This is a genomic window from Streptomyces sp. WAC 01529 (assembly GCF_003945545.1).
Classification (GTDB): domain Bacteria; phylum Actinomycetota; class Actinomycetes; order Streptomycetales; family Streptomycetaceae; genus Streptomyces; species Streptomyces anatolicus.
In genome coordinates, this window is the sequence record NZ_CP029617.1 from 2,040,570 (window position 1) to 2,058,090 (window position 17,521).

Here is a 17,521-nt window from a genome sequence, read left to right on the forward strand (position 1 = left end):
TGCTCGCTTATCACTTCAAGAAGTCCGGCACGTCCAGCTCTTCGGCCTGGCTGTCCTGGTACGGACGGGCCGGCGGGACCTGCGGCGGGGTCGCGGGCGCGGAGGGCGCCTCGCTCGCCGGGGCCGCCTCGGCGGGCTCCGGGGTCGAGGGCTCGTCGCGCGTCGTGACGCTGCCGAGACCGCTGAAGGCCGGCCGGGACGGTTCGGCGGGGCGCGAGACCGGCGCCGCGGACGGTGCCGGCTCGTCGCGCTTGGCGGCGGAGCCCGAGCCGGACGCCGCGCCAAGGACGGTGTCCCGCTTGGACGGTGGCTGCCCGCCGTCGAAGCCGGCCGCGATGACGGTGACCCTGACCTCGTCGCCGAGCGCGTCGTCGATGACCGCGCCGAAGATGATGTTGGCCTCGGGGTGCGCGGCCTCGCTGACCAGCTGGGCCGCTTCGTTGATCTCGAAGAGGCCGAGGTCCGAGCCGCCGGAGATGGAGAGCAGCACACCGCGGGCGCCGTCGATGGACGCCTCCAGGAGCGGCGAGGAGATCGCCATCTCGGCGGCGGCCACCGCGCGGTCGTCGCCGCGGGCCGAGCCGATGCCCATGAGGGCCGAACCGGCCTCGGACATGACCGACTTCACGTCGGCGAAGTCGAGGTTGATCAGGCCGGGCGTGGTGATGAGGTCGGTGATGCCCTGGACGCCGGAGAGCAGGACCTGGTCCGCCGACTTGAAGGCGTCGAGGACGGAGACCTGGCGGTCCGAGATGGACAGCAGTCGGTCGTTGGGGATGACGATGAGGGTGTCGACCTCTTCGCGCAGCTCCGCGATGCCGTCCTCGGCCTGGTTGGCGCGGCGGCGGCCCTCGAAGGTGAACGGCCGGGTGACCACGCCGATGGTGAGGGCGCCGAGCGAGCGCGCGATGTTGGCGACGACGGGTGCGCCGCCGGTGCCGGTGCCACCGCCTTCGCCGGCGGTGACGAAGACCATGTCGGCCCCCTTGAGGACCTCCTCGATCTCCTCGCGGTGGTCCTCTGCGGCCTTGCGGCCGACGGCCGGGTTGGCCCCGGCGCCGAGGCCGCGGGTGAGTTCACGGCCGACGTCGAGCTTGACGTCGGCGTCGCTCATCAACAGGGCTTGCGCGTCGGTGTTGATGGCGATGAACTCGACGCCCTTGAGACCGACCTCGATCATCCGGTTGATGGCATTGACACCACCGCCGCCGACACCGATGACTTTGATGACTGCGAGGTAGTTCTGCGGTGCTGCCACGTCGAAGGCCTCTCGCCTCGAGTTACGTGTCGCCGTTTCGCATCGATGCGAGGCGGCGACTGATGCCGAATGGGACGGTCCGAACGCCGACCCGAACCCTAACGCTGAAGTTTAGGGTTACCAGTGTGTCTGTTCTCTGGACTCTTCCGAACAGGACACTAAGTCGACAAGTGGCGCACGTTCAACGAACACGCCGAACCTCCCGTTTTTCTTTTCACCCTATGTGATCAGCCATAGCGATGCCGAACCAGGGTGCTGGCCTGCACGGATACGCGTCAACTCCCCGATGACGCGGGGGCCGTGGGGACGCTCACATCGAAGTGCCGTGCCTCCGGCGCCGCTTTCATCAGTGCGGTGAGGGTAGTGGCTTTCGTACGCCCCTTCTCGCCACTTCCCCAGACGACCGTGCGGCCGCGGCTCAACTCCAGCGAGATGGAGTCGTACGAACGGACCTTGACGCTCCGCGTATCCCGGGCGACCGCTCCGGGCAGGTCGCCCGCGACCCGCACGGCTTCCCGCAGCAGGCGGTCGGTGCCGAACCGGCGCAGGCTGGCCGCCGCCCCGCTCTCCCGGTCCGGCGTCAATTCGAGCAGCGGGATGCCCGTGGGCGCGTGCTCGACCGTGGCGAATCGCACTCCCTCGGCGTCCACTTCGACGAACTTTTTGCCCTTTTCGATGAGGAGAACCGGCTTGCGTTCCGTCACTTTGAGACTGATTCCGTGCGGCCATGACCGGACGGCCTCAACCGAGTCAATTCGGGGCAATTTCGAGCGGAGACGGCTCTCGAGAGCGTCCGTGTCGACCGAAATCAGCGGTTCCCCGACAGGGGCCCGCGCCGCCTCGACGACCTCTCGCGGCGTCAGCACCTGGGTGCCGGACGTCCTCACGCGCTCAAGACGCAGCCACTGCGAGCCGTAGAGCATCCACAGGCCCCCGGCCGTCAGGAGCACGGCGAGGGCCAGGAGCGCGACCAGGGTGCGTGAGCGGGGCAGCCTGACGCGGCGGACGCGCTGCGGGCGGGGCGGGCCGGACTTCTGCTGCTGCCGTTCGGCGGTGGTCGGTCCGGCCACGGTCCCCTGCCTTCTCACGCGTTGCGGCGTGACGCAATCGCCTCGTACACCATGCCGACGAGCAGCTCGTCGGCGTCCCTGCGGCCGAACTCCGAGGCGGCGCGGGACATCTCGTACAGCCGGTGCGGATCGGCCAGTACGGGCAGGACGTTGCCCTGGACCCACTCGGGCGTCAGTTCCGCGTCGTCGACGAGCAGTCCACCGCCCGCCTTGACCACCGGCTGGGCGTTGAGCCGCTGTTCGCCGTTGCCGATCGGCAGCGGGACGTAGGCGGCGGGGAGCCCGACGGCGGAGAGTTCGGCGACGGTCATCGCGCCCGCGCGGCAGAGCATCATGTCGGCCGCGGCGTACGCGAGGTCCATCCGGTCCACGTACGGTACCGGGATGTACGGGGGCATTCCCGGCATCTGCTGCACATGCGGCAATTCGTTCTTCGGGCCGACCGCGTGCAGGATCTGGATGCCCGCGCGCTGGAGCACCGGCGCGACCTGCTGGACGACCTCGTTGAGCCGCCGGGCGCCCTGGGAGCCGCCGGAGACGAGCAGCGTCGGCAGGTTGGGGTCGAGGCCGAAGGCGGCGCGCGCCTCCGGGCGGACCCGGGCCCGGTCGAGCGTGGCGATCGTGTGGCGCAGCGGGATGCCGATGTAGCGGGAGTTGCGCAGCTTGCTGTCGGGGGTGGCGACGGCCACCCCGTGCGCGTACCGCGAACCGATCTTGTTGGCGAGGCCGGGGCGCGCGTTGGCCTCGTGCACCACGATCGGCACCCCGGCCCGCTTGGCCGCGAGGTAGCCGGGCAGGGCCACGTAGCCGCCGAAGCCGACGACGCAGTCCGCCTTCGTGCGCTCCAGGATCTGCTCGGCCGCCTTGATGGTGCCGCGCAGCCGTCCCGGGACGGTGATCAGCTCAGGGGTGGGCTTGCGCGGCAGCGGGACGGCCGGGATCAGCGCGAGTTCGTAGCCCCGCTCCGGTACGAGCCGGGTCTCGAGTCCGCGCTCCGTGCCCAGGGCCGTGATGCCCACGGTCGGGTCCTGCCTCCGCAGGGCGTCCGCGAGGGCGAGCGCGGGCTCGATGTGGCCGGCGGTCCCCCCACCGGCGAGTACGACATGCACCGAAATTCACCGCTCTCCGGACGAACGCGCCTTGACGCGCCGTCGCATCGTGTTCCATCTCACCCGAGGTTGCCGCATGGCCAGGGCCGCCTTCGCAGCGGGGTCCGATCGCGCGAAGGCGATGAGGAGCCCGATGGCGAACATGGTCGGCAGCAGGGCCGAACCCCCGTAGGAGAACAGCGGGAGCGGGACACCGGCGATCGGCAGCAGACCGAGCACCGCACCGACATTGATCACGGCCTGGGCCGTGATCCAGGTGGTCACGCCTCCCGCGGCATACCTCACGAAGGGGTCCTCCGTGCGTCCGGCCACGCGGATACCCGCATAGCCTAGAGCCGCGAACAGGGCGAGCACCGACAGTGTCCCCGCCAGACCGAGTTCCTCCCCGGTGATGGCGAAGATGAAGTCGGTGTGGGGTTCAGGGAGTTGACCCCATTTTTCCACACTCGCGCCCAGTCCGGAACCGAAGAATCCGCCGGAGGCCAGAGCATAGATGCCGTGCACGGCCTGCCAGCACTGGTCGCCGGGGCCCGGGTCGGTGGCGCCGATGCAGGCGAGCCTCGCCATGCGGTTGGGGCTCGTCTTGATGAGGATCACACCGAGCAGGGCCGCGACGCCGAGCACCCCGGCGAAGAGCCGGGTGGGGGCACCCGCGAGCCAGAGCAGGCCGAAGAGGATCGCGGTGAGAATGATCGCGGTGCCCATGTCGCCGCCGAGCATGATGAGCCCGAGCAGCATGAAGGCGACCGGGACGAGCGGCACCAGCATGTGTTTCCACTGGGTCAGGAGCCGCTTGTCGTGTTTACGGGCGAGCAGGTCGGCGCCCCACAGGACCAGGGCGAGCTTGCCGAACTCACTGGGCTGGAGCTGGAACGGGCCGCCCAGATAGATCCAGTTCTGGTTGCCGTTGACGCTGCGCCCTATCCCCGGGATCTGCACGAGCACCATCAGGAAGACGCTCACCGCGAGCATCGGATAGGCCAGCGCGCGGTGGAGTTTGACGGGCATCCGCATCGCGACGAGCAGCAGGATCGCGCCGAGCACGGCGGCGACGAACTGCTTGCGGAAGAAGTACGAGGCGGGCAGGGAGAGCTGGAGCGCCTGGATCATCGAGGCGGAGTAGACCATCACCAGGCCGAGCACGGTGATCAACAGACTGCTGCCGAAGATCAGATAGTACGCCGTGAGCGGCCGGTCCCAGGCCCGGCGGACCCTGGCGGGCAGCCGCCGGAGCCCGTTCTCGCCCGGGGGGTGGGAGGCGCCTCTGGCGCGTACCGGAGCCGGTCGTTTGGCGACCCGCACGGAAGACCTGGCCACGTTCCCCTCCCAAGGGTGTGCCCGGCGCCGGCCGGACGGAAGACCCGGTCAGGCGCGCGTGGAGCCGAGTTCGCGGACGGCGTCCGCGAACGCTTCACCACGCTTGTTGTAGTTGGTGAACATGTCCATCGACGCACAGGCCGGGGCCATCAGCACGGTGTCCCCCGGCTGAGCCAGCTCCGCCGCCCGGCGCACCGCCTCGGACATCGCCCCAGTGTCGGTCCGGTCGAGGTCGACGACCGGGACCTCGGGGGCGTGTCGCGCGAGGGCTTCGCGGATCAGCGCGCGGTCGGCGCCGATGAGGACGACGCCGCGCAGCCGCTTGGCGGCGCCCGTGACGAGTTCGTCGAAGGTGGCGCCCTTGGCGAGCCCGCCCGCGATCCACACGATCGACTCGTACGCCGCCAACGACGCCTGTGCCGCGTGGGTGTTGGTCGCCTTGGAGTCGTCGATGTAGGCGACGCCCGCGACCTCGGCGACGTGCTCGATGCGGTGGGCGTCGGGGCGGAAGGCGCGCAGGCCGTCGCGGACGGCCGTGGCCTGGACGCCGAAGGCGCGGGCGAGGGCGGCGGCGGCGAGCGCGTTGGCGATGTTGTGCGGCGCGGGCGGCTCGACGTCGGAGACCTCGGCCAGCTCCTGGGCCTGCTTCTGGCGGTCCGGCACGAACGCGCGGTCGACCAGGATGCCGTCCACGACGCCCAGTTGCGAGGGGGCGGGCGCGTTCAGCGTGAAACCGATGGCGCGGCAGCCCTCTTCGACGTCGGCCTCGCGGACCAGGTCCTCGGTGGCCTTGTCGGCGACGTTGTAGACGCAGGCGACGTGATTGCCCTCGTAGATACGCCCCTTGTCGGCGGCGTACGCCTCCATGGAGCCGTGCCAGTCGAGGTGGTCGGGCGCGAGGTTCAGGACCGCCGCGGAGTGGGCGCGCACGGAGGGCGCCCAGTGCAGCTGGTAGGAGGACAGCTCGACGGCGAGCACGTCGTACGCGTCGTCGCCCGCCAGGACGACGTCCACGATCGGGGTGCCGATGTTGCCGACGGCCGCCGTGCGCAGGCCCGCCGCCTGAAGGATCGAGGCGAGCATCTGCGTGGTCGTGGTCTTGCCGTTGGTGCCGGTGATGGCGAGCCAGGGCGCCGCGTCCGGCCCGCGCAGCCGCCAGGCGATCTCGACGTCGCCGACGACGTCCACGCCCGCCTTCGCGGCCTCGGCGAACAGCGGCGACGAGGGCTTCCAGCCCGGCGAGGTGACGACGAGGTCCGTGCCGGGCGGCAGGCTCGTGGCGTCCCCGAGGCGTACGGAGATGCCCTCGCCCCGCAGCGCGGCGGCGCGCTCCTCGTGCACCGCGCCGGAGCCGCCGTCCACGACGGTCACCGACGCGCCGAGGCCGGCCAGGGCGCGAGCGGCGCTGATGCCGCTCACGCCGAGACCGGCGACGGTGATGTTCCTGCCCTGCCAGTCGTGCGCAGTGCTCACTTTTCGGCTGCCCATCCCGCGTAGAAGAGACCGAGGCCGACGATCACGCACATGCCCTGGATGATCCAGAAGCGGACCACGACAAGGACCTCGGACCACCCCTTGAGTTCGAAGTGGTGCTGGAGCGGCGCCATCCGGAAGACCCGCTTCCCGGTCATCCGGAACGAGCCGACCTGGATGACGACCGACATGGTGATCAGGACGAAGAGGCCGCCGAGCAGCGCGAGGAGCAGCTCCGTGCGGGAGCAGATCGCGAGGCCCGCCAGCGCGCCGCCGAGGGCGAGCGAGCCGGTGTCGCCCATGAAGATCTTGGCGGGCGAGGTGTTCCACCACAGGAAGCCGAAGCAGGCGCCCATCAGGGCGGAGGCCACGACCGCGAGGTCGAGCGGGTCCCTGACCTCGAAGCACGCCTGGGGGTTGGTCAGCGTCGTGGCGTTGGCGCAGGACTCCTGGTACTGCCAGACACCGATGAAGGTGTAGGCACCGAAGACCATCACGGAAGCGCCGGTGGCGAGGCCGTCCAGACCGTCGGTGAGGTTCACGCCGTTCGACATCGCGAGGATCATGAACAGCGCCCAGACCACGAACAGGACCGGGCCGATCGACCAGCCGAAGTCCGTGACGAACGACAGCTTGGTGGAGGCCGGCGTCTGGTTGCGGTTGTCCGGCCAGTTCAGCGCCAGCACGGCGAAGCCGATGCCGACGATCAGCTGGCCGGCCATCTTCGCCTTGGCGCGCAGACCGAGCGAGCGCTGCTTGACGATCTTGATGTAGTCGTCGAGGAAGCCGACGAGGCCCATGCCCGCCATCAGGAAGAGCACCAGCAGGCCGGAGAGGGTGGTCTCCGTGCCCGTGATGACCTTCGTGAGGAAGTACGCGATGAGCGTGGCCAGGATGAAGGCGATGCCACCCATGGTCGGCGTACCGCGCTTGCTGTGGTGCTCGCGCGGGCCGTCGTCCCTGATGAACTGGCCATAACCCTTGCGGGCCAGGAGTTTGATCAGCAGCGGCGTGCCGACCAGGGTCAGGAAGAGCCCGATCACACCCGCGAAGAGGATCTGCCTCATCGGCCGGAGACCTGCCCCTCAGAAGACACCGCGGCGCCGTCGAGCAGCGCCGTGGCGACCCGCTCGAGACCGACCGATCTGGACGCCTTCACCAGCACGACGTCTCCCGCGCGCAGCTCGCTGCGCAGCAGGTCGATCGCCGCCTGTGCGTCGGACACGTGCACCGACTCCTCACCCCACGAACCCTCGTTGTATGCGCCCAGTTGGAGCCAGGACGCTTCCCTGCCCCCGACTGCCACGAGCTTGCTCACGTTGAGCCGGACGGCAAGGCGTCCGACCGCGTCGTGCTCGGCGAGACCCTCGTCCCCCAGCTCGGCCATCTGACCGAGCACCGCCCACGTACGGCGCCCCTTGCCCATGGCCGCGAGCGCGCGCAGGGCGGCTCGCATGGACTCGGGGTTCGCGTTGTAGGCGTCGTTGACGACCGTCACACCGTCCGGGCGCTCGGTGACCTCCATCCGCCAGCGGGACAGCGTGCCCGCCTCGGAGAGCGCGAGGGCGATCTCGTCGACGGACATGCCCAGCTCATGGGCGACGGCGGCCGCGGCAAGCGCGTTCGACACGTGGTGCTCACCGTACAGCCGCAAGGTCACGTCGCTGCACCCGGAGGGTGTGTGCAGCGTAAAAGCAGGCTGTCCGTTCTTCGTGAGACGGACATTCTCGGCACGTACGTCGGCGTCCTCGGCCTCTCCGAAGAGCACCACGCGCGCCTTGGTGCGCGACGCCATGGCGCGTACGAGCGGGTCGTCGGCGTTGAGGACCGCCGCCCCGTCCGCGGGCAGCGCCTCCACCAGCTCACCCTTTGCCACCGCGATCTGCTCACGGCCGCCGAACTCGCCGATGTGGGCGGTGCCGACGTTCAGGACGAGGCCGATCTTCGGCGGGGTGAGGCCGGCGAGGTAGCGAATATGGCCGATTCCGCGCGCCCCCATCTCCAGGACGAGGAACCTCGTCTCGTCGGTGGCGCTGAGCGCGGTCAGCGGCAGGCCGATCTCGTTGTTGAGGGAGCCGGGCGTGAAGACCGTGGGTGCCTTGCGCCGCAGCACCTGGGCGAGCAGGTCCTTGGAGCTGGTCTTGCCGACCGAGCCGGTCAGCGCCACCAAGGTGGCGCCGAGCCGGTTGACGACATGGCGTGCGAGGGCGCCGAGCGCCGCCTGCACGTCGTCCACGACGATGGCGGGCACGCCGACCGGCCGCGAGGCGAGCACGGCGACCGCGCCCGCCGCGACCACGTCGGCCGCGTAGTCGTGGCCGTCCACGCGCTCGCCGACGAAGGCGACGAAGAGGCTGCCGGGCTCCACCTCACGGGAGTCCCGGACGACGGGTCCGGTGACCTGGGTGGCCGGATCCGGTATGTCGTACGTCTGCCCGCCGACGACGGTGGCGATCTCGGCGAGGGAGAGGGCGATCACAACTTCATCCCTGGGTTTGCTGGATAGCTTCGCGAAGTACCTGGCGGTCGTCGAAGGGACGCACCACCCCGGCGATGTCCTGTCCCTGCTCGTGGCCCTTGCCCGCGACCAGGACGGTGTCGCCCGGCTCGGCGCGGGCGACGGCCGCGGCGATGGCGGCGGCGCGGTCCTCGAAGACGGCGACCTCGCCGCGCTCGTGGATCGGCACCTCCGCGGCGCCCGCGAGCATCGTGGCGAGGATCGCGAGGGGGTCCTCGCCGCGGGGGTTGTCGGAGGTCAGTACGGCGGTGTCGGCGAGGCGGGCCGCGGCCGCGCCCATCGGCATCCGCTTGGTCTTGTCGCGGTCGCCGCCGCAGCCGAGCACGATGTGCAGCTTGCCCTCGGTGACCTTGCGCAGCGCGCGCAGGACCGATTCGACGGCGTCCGTCTTGTGGGCGTAGTCGACGACCGCGAGGTAGGGCTGGCCCGCGTCGACACGCTCCAGGCGGCCCGGGACGCCGGGCACCGCGGCGATGCCGTCGGCGGCCTGCTGCGGGTCGATCCCCGCGGCGGCCAGCGAGACGATCGCGGCGAGGGTGTTGGCGACGTTGAACGGCCCGGCGAGCGGCGACTTGGCGGTGACGCGCTCGCCCTTGGGGCCGACGGCGACGAACGTCGAGTCGAGCGGCCCGACCTCGACGTCCTCGGCGCGCCAGTCGGCGTCCGGGTGCCCCTCGGCGGAGAAGGTGATGACGGGCACCTCGGACTCGGTGATGAGCCGACGCCCGTACTCGTCGTCGAAGTTGACCACGCCGAGCCGCGAGCGCCGCTTGGTGAACAGCTGCGCCTTGGCCTGGAAGTAGTCCTCCATGTCGGAGTGGAACTCCATGTGCTCCGGGCTGAGGTTGTTGAAGACGGCGACGTCGAAGACGCAGCCGTCCACCCGCCCGAGCACCAGGGCGTGGCTGGAGACCTCCATGGCGACCGCCTCGACGCCGCGCTCGCGCATCACCGCGAAGAGCGCCTGGAGGTCGGTGGCTTCCGGGGTCGTCCGCTCCGACTTGATGCGGGTCTCGCCGATGCGCATCTCGACCGTGCCGATGAGGCCGGTCGCGCGCAGGCCCTTGAGGCCGCCCTCGACGAGATACGCGGTCGTGGTCTTGCCGGACGTGCCGGTGATGCCGATCTGCAGGAGGTCGCGGCCGGGGTGGCCGTAGACCGTCGCCGCCAGCTCGCCCATCCGCGCGCGCGGGCTCTCGACGACCAGGACCGGGAGGCCGGTCGCGGCCGCGCGCCCGGCGCCGGTCGGGTCGGTGAGGATCGCCGCGGCGCCGAGGTCGGCGGCCTGCGCGACGAAGTCGGCACCGTGCATCCGGGCTCCGGGCAGTGCTGCGTAGATGTCGCCGGGGCGGACCGCGCGGGAGTCGTGCGTGATGCCCGTGATCTCCGCCTCGCCTTCGACGGCGACGCCCAGCTGGCCCGCGAGCTCCGTCAGTGAGGCCGCGAAGACCTGGTCCGGCCGCGGCGGTCCCGGATATGTCACGGGAGCGCCCTTCTGGGTGGTTTGGGACTGATCAGCGTGTGGCACGGCGGTGAGCGTACCGGGCTGACCCCTCTCGGAGCGAAGTGAGGGGCGTGGCGAGGGGTGGTTCCCGGGGTCCGGGGTGATCGTTGTCACGGGCGGTTCCTGGTCGGTCTCAGGGCTCGAAGGTGACGGGGAGGCGTGCCGGACCGCTTCCCGTGGGCGGGACTTGGAGGGTCTTCAGGGCGAACTCCATGACTTCCTTGTAGATGGGCCCGCAGATCTGGCCGCCGAAGTAGCTGCCCTTGGTGGCGTTCTGGATCGCGCAGTAGACCGTGACGCGCGGCTTGTCGGCGGGGGCGAAGCCGGCGAAGGACGAGGTGTAGCCCTTGTAGCGGCCGGTCGCCGGATCGACCCGGTTGGCCGTACCGGTCTTGCCGGCGACGCGGTAGCCGGGGATGCGGGCCTTGGTGCCCGTGCCCTCCTCGTCGTCGACCACGGATTCGAGCATCTGCGAGACCGTCTTGGCCGTCTTCTCGCTCACCACGCGGGTCTTCTTGGGCTTCGGCGCGGGCGTGAAGCGGCCGTCGGGGCCCTTCGTGCCGCGCACCAGCGTGGGCTCGACGCGTACGCCGCCGTTGGCGATCGTCGAGTAGACCGAGGTGGCCTGCATGGCGTTGATGGAGACGCCCTGCCCGAAGGGGATGGTGAACTGCTGCGAGGTGGACCACTTGGCGGCGGGCGCGAGGATGCCGGAGGTCTCGCCGGGGAAGCCGAGCCCGGTCTCCTTGCCGAGGCCGAACTTGCGCAGGTAGGAGTAGAGGACCTTGTTGGCCTCCTGCTGCGTCTTGCCCAGCTGCCCGGTGGCGAGGATCGTGCCGATGTTCGAGGACTTGGCGAGGACGCCGTTGAGCGTCAGGTGCCAGGTGGGGTGGTCGATGTCGTCCTGGAAGAGGCGGTCGCCGCGGTGCAGGCGATTGGGGACCGTGACGTGCGTGCCGGGGGTGGCCACGTTCTCCTCGAGGACCGCCGCCATCGACATGACCTTGGCGGTGGAGCCGGGCTCGAAGGCGTCCTGGAGCGCGGCGTTGCCGAGCGCCGCGCCGTTGGCCTTCGAGAGGTCGTTCGGGTCAAAGCCGGGGGCGTTGGCCATCGCGAGGACCTCGCCGGTCCTGCTGTCCTGCACTATCACGTAGCCGCGGTCGGCCTTGGACTTCTCGACCTGCTCGGTGATGGCGTTCTGCGCGGCCCACTGGATGTCGCGGTCGATGGTGAGTTCGACGTCGGAGCCGGGCACGGCGGGCGTCTCCGTGGAGCCCGCGGTCGGCACCTGGCGGCCGCCGGACTGGGCGTAGCGGATCTTGCCGTCCTCGCCCGCCAGCTGCTTGTCGAGCTGCCGTTCGAGACCGCCGCCGCCCTCGCCGTCGGCGTTGACCCAGCCCAGTATCCCGGCGGCCAGGTCGTGGTTCGGGTAGACCCGCTTGCTGCTCGGGTCCGCGAGGACACCGGCCAGGACGTTCGGGGAGCCGGGGTCGATGCCCGCCTTCTCGGCGAGCGCGCCGCGCAGGTCCTTGATCTGCTTCCACACCTGGGGGGTCTGGCGGCGCGCGAGCAGGACGTAACGCGTGTTCGACTTCTTGAGCTTTCGGGTCAGCTCGGAGACGTCCTTGTCGAGGATGGGCGCCAAGAGCGCCGCCGCCTGCTCGGGGGCGTCCTTGGTCTTCATCTCCTTGGGCGTGAAGAGCGTGGGGTCGGCCGTGATGTCGTACGCGTCCACGCTGGCGGCAAGCTCGACGCCGCCGCGGTCGGTGATGCGCCCGCGCTCAGCCGCCAGGGTGTGCGTGAAGTAGCGGTTCTTCTCGGCCTTGGCGGCGTACACATCGGCGTCCACTGCCTGCACCTGGAGCAGCCGCACGACGAAGGCCAGCATCACCAGCGTCAGGCCCAGGCTGACCATGCGAAGGCGCGGGCGGGGGCTGCCCAGGCGGATGGTGCGGGGCTTGGCCTTCGGGGCGGGGCGGCGGGCGGCGGGGCGGCGCCCCGGGGGTGCCGGGCGGCGGGGCGCGGCGGAGCGCGCGGGCCTCGCGGGCCTTGGCACCCGGCGCCGCGGGGGTTCCCTGTCGGACACTTAACGTCACCTGCCGGAGGTCGTCGTTTGGCCGGGGTTCGTGGGCCGGGGAGCCGCGGTCGGCGCGGTGGTGGGCGCCGGGGCGGAGGCCTGGGCCGGGGGCGAGGGCGGGATCGAGACGGAGGCGGCGGGGGACGCCACCTCCTGGGGGCGCGGCTCGGACTGGCGCAGCGCCGCGGGCCGGTCGGCGGCGGCGCCGGGCACGCCGCGCACGGTCCCGTCAGGGTTCAGGAAGGCGGGGTCGCCGCCGGGGACCATGCCGAGTTCGTCGGCGCGGCGCTGGAGGGCGTCGGGGGCCGCGTAGCCGTCGACGTCGCGCTGGAGCTGCTGCTCCTCCTCGGTGAGGTCCTTCGTCTCCCTCTTGAGTTCGCTCACCTGGAACGAGCCTTCGTTGAGCGAGGAGTTCAGGATGAGCAGCGTGATCAGGCCGCCGCCGAGGAGCAGGACGACGAGGAGGACGAAGGGCGTGCGCGCGGCCTGGCTGGGGCCCTGGGGCAGCAGTCGCGCGAGGCGGGCGGCCCTCCCCCGCAGCTCGGGCTTCTTGCTCATGGAGCCTCCTCGCGGACTCGGCTCGGCGGACTTCGGCTCACGGGCCCTTCGGTGTTCCGGCGGGCCGGGGCTCAGCCGACGTCCTCACGGACGCGCTGGGCGCCCCGCAGTCGCGCCGGGGCCGCCCTGCGGTTCTCGGCGACCTCTTCCTCGGTGGGCAGTTCGGCGCCGCGGGTCAGGAGCTTGAGGCGCGGCTGGTAGCGCTCGGGGACGACGGGCAGGCCGGGGGGCGCCGTGTTCGCGGCGCCGGCCGCGAACACCTGCTTGACCAGGCGGTCTTCGAGCGAGTGATACGACAGGACGGCGATCCGGCCGCCGACGGCGAGCGCCTTCACGGCCGCCGGGATCGCCCGCTCCAGGACGCTCAGTTCGCCGTTGACCTCGATGCGCAGGGCCTGGAAGGTGCGCTTGGCGGGGTTGCCGCCGGTGCGCTTGGCGGCCTGCGGCAGGGAGTCGCGGATGAGCTCGACCAGCCGCGCGCTGTTGGTGAACGGCTCCTTCTCGCGCTCGCGGACGACGGCGCTCACGATGCGCTTGGCCTGCTTCTCCTCGCCGTACTGGCGCAGGATCCGCACCAGTTCGCCGGGGGCGTACGTGTTGAGGACCTCGGCCGCGCTGATGCCGGTCGTCTGGTCCATGCGCATGTCCAGGGGCGCGTCCTGGGCGTACGCGAATCCCCGGTCCGCCTCGTCGAGTTGCATGGAGGAGACGCCGAGGTCGAACAGGACGCCCTGGACGCGCCGGATGTCCAGGCGGTCGAGCACCTCGGGAAGCTCGTCATAGACGGCGTGCACGAGGGTGGCCCGGTCGCCGTAGGGGGCGAGGCGTTCGCCGGACAGGCGCAGCGCTTCCTTGTCGCGGTCCAGGGCGATGAGGCGGGCCGCGGGGAAGGTCGCCAGGAGGGCTTCGCTGTGGCCGCCGAGGCCGAGGGTGCAGTCGACGACGACGGCGCCGGGCTCGGCGAGGGCGGGGGCCAACATGTCCAGGCACCGCTGGAGCATCACCGGGACGTGTCGGCTGTTGTCGGTCAAGGGGCCCTCTCAGGTCCGGCGCGGCGTCCGTACGCACTGCCGGGTCCCCGCCCGCTCCGTGAAGGGGAATGGGCCTGCCGGCGCCGGGGAAGTGGCGTCAGCCGACCGGGAGCGGGAGGAGGCCGAGCCGTACGTACGCGCCGCGCACGTGGGGATTCAGGGAATCTCCGGGATGTGCGGTCCAGCGGGGAGCAGGTCACGTCTCCCGCTTCGCGTCACTTTAGTCCACGGTGTCTCCCGGTCAATCAACCGGCCTGCGCGTCGCGGGCCGGTCCGAAGAGAGGCATGAATCGGCCGGAGCCACCCGTTCGGCCGCCGCCCCACACCCCTGTGGAGTACCTCACAACAAGAGTTTTTGGCGATCTTTGTCCCTTCTCACGGCGGGCCATGTCGATCAGTGACCACTAACGTCTGAACCATGTCGACTTCCGCATCCCCTTCGGGCCACTCCCCCGCAGAGCCGATCGGCGAGTCAGCCGCCGGCCCCGTCATCGAACGTCTGGTCGAGGCGAACGCGCGGTACGCCGCCGACTTCACCGACCCCGGCATGGACGCCCGTCCCGTGCTCGGCGTCGCCGTCGTCGCCTGCATGGACGCCCGCCTCGACCTGCACGGCGCGCTCGGCCTGCGGCTGGGCGACTGCCACACCATCCGCAACGCGGGCGGCGTGGTCACCGACGACGTGATCCGCTCCCTGACCATCAGCCAGCGCGCGCTCGGCACCCGCAGCGTGGTCCTCATCCACCACACCGGCTGCGGCCTGGAGTCCCTCACCGAGGAGTTCCGGCAGGACCTGGAGAAGGAGGTCGGGCAGCGGCCGACGTGGGCGGTGGAGTCCTTCCGCGATGTCGACCAGGACGTACGCCAGTCGATGCAGCGCGTGCGGACCTCGCCGTTCCTGCTGCACACCGATGACATCCGCGGATTCGTGTTCGACGTGACGACGGGACTGCTGCGGGAGATCGACCCTGCGTGACTGACAAAAGGTCGTAAGACCCGACAAATCGCCGCCAGTTATCCACAGGCGAGTGACACGACCCGCCATGCCCAACAACAATGCGGGGGTGGCATCACGCGGACCATCTACGCGTGGTGCCGGTGAATTCGGGGTGGACCGGGCCGCACACACGAGGGGCGGCCCGGAGAACGGGCCGAGGAGGGCCGGGTGACGACCTATGACGATCGAGCGAGCCTCACAGATCTGACCACCACAGCGGAGCGTGTCCGCAGGTCGGTGGAGGGTGTGATCGAGGGCAAGCCGGAGGTCGTACGGCTTTCGCTGACCGTGCTCCTCGCCGAGGGCCATCTGCTCATCGAGGATGTGCCGGGCGTGGGCAAGACCATGCTCGCCAAGGCACTGGCGCGGTCCATCGACTGCTCGGTGCGGCGGATCCAGTTCACGCCGGACCTGCTGCCGTCGGACATCACCGGGGTGTCCATCTTCGACCAGCAGCGCAGGGACTTCGAGTTCAAGCCGGGGGCGATCTTCGCGCAGATCGTGATCGGCGACGAGATCAACCGCGCCTCTCCGAAGACGCAGTCCGCGCTCCTGGAGTCCATGGAGGAGCGCCAGGTCACCATCGACGGGCAGACGTACGAACTGCCCAGCCCGTTCATGGTGGTCGCCACGCAGAACCCCGTGGAGATGGAGGGGACCTATCCCCTGCCCGAGGCGCAGCGCGACCGTTTCATGGCGCGCGTCTCGATCGGCTATCCGGGCCCGGAGGCCGAGTTGCAGATGCTCGACGTGCACGGTGGCGTCTCGCCCCTGGACGACCTCCAGCCGGTGGCGCACGCGCACGACATCGTGAAGCTCATCGACGCGGTCCGCACGGTCCACGTCGCCGAGGCCGTGCGGCGGTACGCGGTCGACCTCGTCGGCGCCACCCGCAACCACCCGGACCTGAGACTCGGGGCCTCCCCGCGCGCGACGCTGCATCTGCTGCGCGCGGCCAAGGCCTCCGCGGCGCTCAGCGGCCGGGAGTTCGCCCTGCCGGACGATGTGCAGGCCCTGGCCGTCGCGGTCCTCGCGCACCGCCTGCTGCCCACCGCGCAGGCCCAGCTGAACCGGCGTACGGCCGAGTCGGTGGTCCTCGAGATCCTGCAGCACACCCCGGTCCCCGCCGCCGCCCAGCCGGGCGGCGGTTTCTTCGCCCAGCAGCCGCCCGGCGCACGGAGGCTGTGATGACGGCCGGGGGGAGGCCGGCGGGCACCGCCGAGGACGACAAGGGCGGGGTGCGCACGGCTCTCGCGGGCCTGACCACCCGCGGGCGCTCCTTCCTCGCGGCCGGTGTCGCGGCCGCCATCTGTGCCTACGTCCTCGGCCAGAGCGACCTGCTGCGCGTCGGGCTGCTGCTCGCCGTGCTGCCGCTGGTCTGCGCCGCCGTCCTCTTCCGCACCCGCTACCGCGTCGCGGGCAGCCGGAGGCTCTCCCCCGCGCGCGTGCCGGCCGGTTCGGAGGCCCGCGTCCATCTGCGCATGGACAACGTCTCCCGGCTCCCCACCGGCCTGCTGATGCTCCAGGACCGGGTGCCCTACGTCCTCGGGCCCCGGCCCCGCTTCGTCCTCGACCGCGTCGAGGCGGGCGGGCGCCGCGAGGTGTCCTACCGCGTCCGCTCCGACCTGCGCGGCCGCTATCCGCTCGGGCCGCTGCAACTGCGCCTGGCGGACCCCTTCGGGATGTGCGAACTGACCCGCTCCTTCTCGACGTACGACACCCTGACCGTCATCCCGCGCGTGGAGGCACTGCCGCCGGTGCGGCTCACGGGCGAGGCCAAGGGGTACGGCGACGGGCGCAACCGCTCACTGGCGCTCGCCGGTGAGGACGACGTCATCCCGCGCGGCTACCGCCACGGCGACGACCTGCGCCGGGTGCACTGGCGCTCCACCGCGCGCTACGGCGAGCTGATGGTCCGCCGCGAGGAGCAGCCGCAGCGGGCCCGCTGCACGGTCCTCCTGGACACCCGGGGCGTCGGCTTCCGGGGCGCGGGACCCGACTCGGCCTTCGAGTGGGCGGTCTCGGGCGCGGCCTCCACCCTGGTACACATGCTCGAACGGGGCTTCTCGGTGAGGCTGTTGACCGACACGGGCACCTCCGTGCCGGGCGAGGGCTCCGACGGCTTCGCGGGCGCGAGCCAGGAGTCGGCGGACGCGGCCGGGCTGATGATGGACACCCTCGCGGTGATCGACCACTCCGAGGAGGCCGGGCTCTCGCGCGCGTACGACGTCCTGCGCGGGGGCAACGAGGGCCTTCTCGTCGCCTTCCTCGGCGACCTCGACGAGGAGCAGGCGGCGGTGGTCGCCAAGATGCGCCAGCGCAGCGGCTCCGCGGTCGCCTTCGTCCTGGACGGCGAGGCCTGGGCGCGGGGCCCGGGGGCGGCGCCGTCCGCCGCCGGTGACGCGCGGGTGGAGATGCTGCGCGCGGCGGGCTGGACGGCCCTCGCCACGCCCGCGGGCGCGAGCCTGACGGAGCTGTGGCGGCAGGCGGACCATGCCCGCGCCAGTGCGGGCCCCGCGCCCGCCGCGGGGACGACGACCGGGGGCTGGGCATGACGACCGGGGCTGGGCACGAGGGCCGGGGGCCGCGCGTGCGGACGCGTACGACAG

Annotated in this window: 14 protein-coding genes; 3 read left to right on the forward strand and 11 right to left on the reverse strand. The window is 71.3% G+C overall.

Features of this window, described 5'->3' with window-relative positions:
- Window positions 1-10: 10 nt before the first annotated feature.
- The 11 genes from ftsZ to rsmH all read right to left on the reverse strand — a co-directional run bounded on the left by ftsZ (window position 11) and on the right by rsmH (window position 13,915).
- On the reverse strand, window positions 11-1,258 hold the full coding sequence (gene ftsZ / locus DMA15_RS09240; RefSeq protein WP_125512295.1) for a cell division protein FtsZ: 1,248 nt from the start codon (window positions 1,256-1,258) through the stop codon (window positions 11-13).
- A 275-nt stretch (window positions 1,259-1,533) separates the two neighbouring features.
- Window positions 1,534-2,328: an FtsQ-type POTRA domain-containing protein gene (locus DMA15_RS09245; protein WP_125512296.1), complete on the reverse strand. Its 795-nt coding sequence runs from the start codon at window positions 2,326-2,328 to the stop codon at window positions 1,534-1,536.
- Window positions 2,329-2,342: 14 nt separating this feature from the next.
- Window positions 2,343-3,437 (reverse strand): undecaprenyldiphospho-muramoylpentapeptide beta-N-acetylglucosaminyltransferase, encoded by a 1,095-nt coding sequence (gene murG / locus DMA15_RS09250; RefSeq protein ID WP_055528648.1) that lies wholly within the window; start codon window positions 3,435-3,437, stop codon window positions 2,343-2,345.
- Window positions 3,438-3,443: 6 nt separating this feature from the next.
- Window positions 3,444-4,739 carry a putative lipid II flippase FtsW gene (gene ftsW / locus DMA15_RS09255; RefSeq protein ID WP_346428943.1) on the reverse strand — a complete coding sequence of 432 codons (1,296 nt, stop codon included), beginning with the start codon at window positions 4,737-4,739 and terminating at the stop codon, window positions 3,444-3,446.
- Window positions 4,740-4,802: 63 nt separating this feature from the next.
- Window positions 4,803-6,242, reverse strand: a complete 1,440-nt coding sequence (gene murD / locus DMA15_RS09260) for a UDP-N-acetylmuramoyl-L-alanine--D-glutamate ligase (protein WP_206302694.1) — start codon at window positions 6,240-6,242, stop codon at window positions 4,803-4,805.
- Window positions 6,224-7,294 carry a phospho-N-acetylmuramoyl-pentapeptide-transferase gene (gene mraY / locus DMA15_RS09265; RefSeq protein WP_125512299.1) on the reverse strand — a complete coding sequence of 357 codons (1,071 nt, stop codon included), beginning with the start codon at window positions 7,292-7,294 and terminating at the stop codon, window positions 6,224-6,226. Before mraY ends, murD begins: the two co-directional genes overlap by 19 nt.
- On the reverse strand, window positions 7,291-8,706 hold the full coding sequence (murF, locus tag DMA15_RS09270) for a UDP-N-acetylmuramoyl-tripeptide--D-alanyl-D-alanine ligase (protein ID WP_125512300.1): 1,416 nt from the start codon (window positions 8,704-8,706) through the stop codon (window positions 7,291-7,293). The genes mraY and murF overlap by 4 nt, the downstream gene beginning before the upstream one ends.
- A 4-nt stretch (window positions 8,707-8,710) precedes the next feature.
- Window positions 8,711-10,363, reverse strand: coding sequence for a UDP-N-acetylmuramoyl-L-alanyl-D-glutamate--2,6-diaminopimelate ligase (locus DMA15_RS09275; protein WP_125512301.1), 1,653 nt, complete (start codon window positions 10,361-10,363; stop codon window positions 8,711-8,713).
- A gap of 19 nt (window positions 10,364-10,382) precedes the next feature.
- Entirely contained in the window at window positions 10,383-12,335 is a 1,953-nt protein-coding gene (locus DMA15_RS09280) for a penicillin-binding protein 2 (protein ID WP_125512302.1), read from the reverse strand.
- Between the two features lie 6 nt (window positions 12,336-12,341).
- Window positions 12,342-12,884, reverse strand: coding sequence for a hypothetical protein (locus DMA15_RS09285; RefSeq protein WP_125512303.1), 543 nt, complete (start codon window positions 12,882-12,884; stop codon window positions 12,342-12,344).
- A gap of 71 nt (window positions 12,885-12,955) precedes the next feature.
- Window positions 12,956-13,915, reverse strand: coding sequence for a 16S rRNA (cytosine(1402)-N(4))-methyltransferase RsmH (gene rsmH, locus DMA15_RS09290; protein WP_125512304.1), 960 nt, complete (start codon window positions 13,913-13,915; stop codon window positions 12,956-12,958).
- A gap of 418 nt (window positions 13,916-14,333) precedes the next feature.
- Here rsmH and DMA15_RS09295 point away from each other — a divergent pair, with 418 nt between their 5' ends.
- The 3 genes from DMA15_RS09295 (at window position 14,334) to DMA15_RS09305 (ending at window position 17,467) form a co-directional block, all read left to right on the forward strand.
- Entirely contained in the window at window positions 14,334-14,891 is a 558-nt protein-coding gene (locus DMA15_RS09295; protein ID WP_125512305.1) for a carbonic anhydrase, read from the forward strand.
- A 189-nt stretch (window positions 14,892-15,080) separates the two neighbouring features.
- Window positions 15,081-16,100 (forward strand): MoxR family ATPase, encoded by a 1,020-nt coding sequence (locus DMA15_RS09300; protein ID WP_125512306.1) that lies wholly within the window; start codon window positions 15,081-15,083, stop codon window positions 16,098-16,100.
- On the forward strand, window positions 16,100-17,467 hold the full coding sequence (locus tag DMA15_RS09305; RefSeq protein ID WP_125512307.1) for a DUF58 domain-containing protein: 1,368 nt from the start codon (window positions 16,100-16,102) through the stop codon (window positions 17,465-17,467). The genes DMA15_RS09300 and DMA15_RS09305 overlap by 1 nt, the downstream gene beginning before the upstream one ends.
- Window positions 17,468-17,521: the final 54 nt, after the last annotated feature.

Bases quoted from the DNA above. Each gene is read 5' to 3' on its own strand.
- DMA15_RS09295 (WP_125512305.1), top strand. From the start codon at position 14,334: ATGTCGACTTCCGCATCCCCTTCGGGCCACTCCCCCGCAGAGCCGATC.
- murD (WP_206302694.1), bottom strand. From the start codon at position 6,242: ATGGGCAGCCGAAAAGTGAGCACTGCGCACGACTGGCAGGGCAGGAAC.
- DMA15_RS09305 (WP_125512307.1), top strand. From the start codon at position 16,100: ATGACGGCCGGGGGGAGGCCGGCGGGCACCGCCGAGGACGACAAGGGC.
- mraY (WP_125512299.1), bottom strand. From the start codon at position 7,294: ATGAGGCAGATCCTCTTCGCGGGTGTGATCGGGCTCTTCCTGACCCTG.
- DMA15_RS09285 (WP_125512303.1), bottom strand. From the start codon at position 12,884: ATGAGCAAGAAGCCCGAGCTGCGGGGGAGGGCCGCCCGCCTCGCGCGA.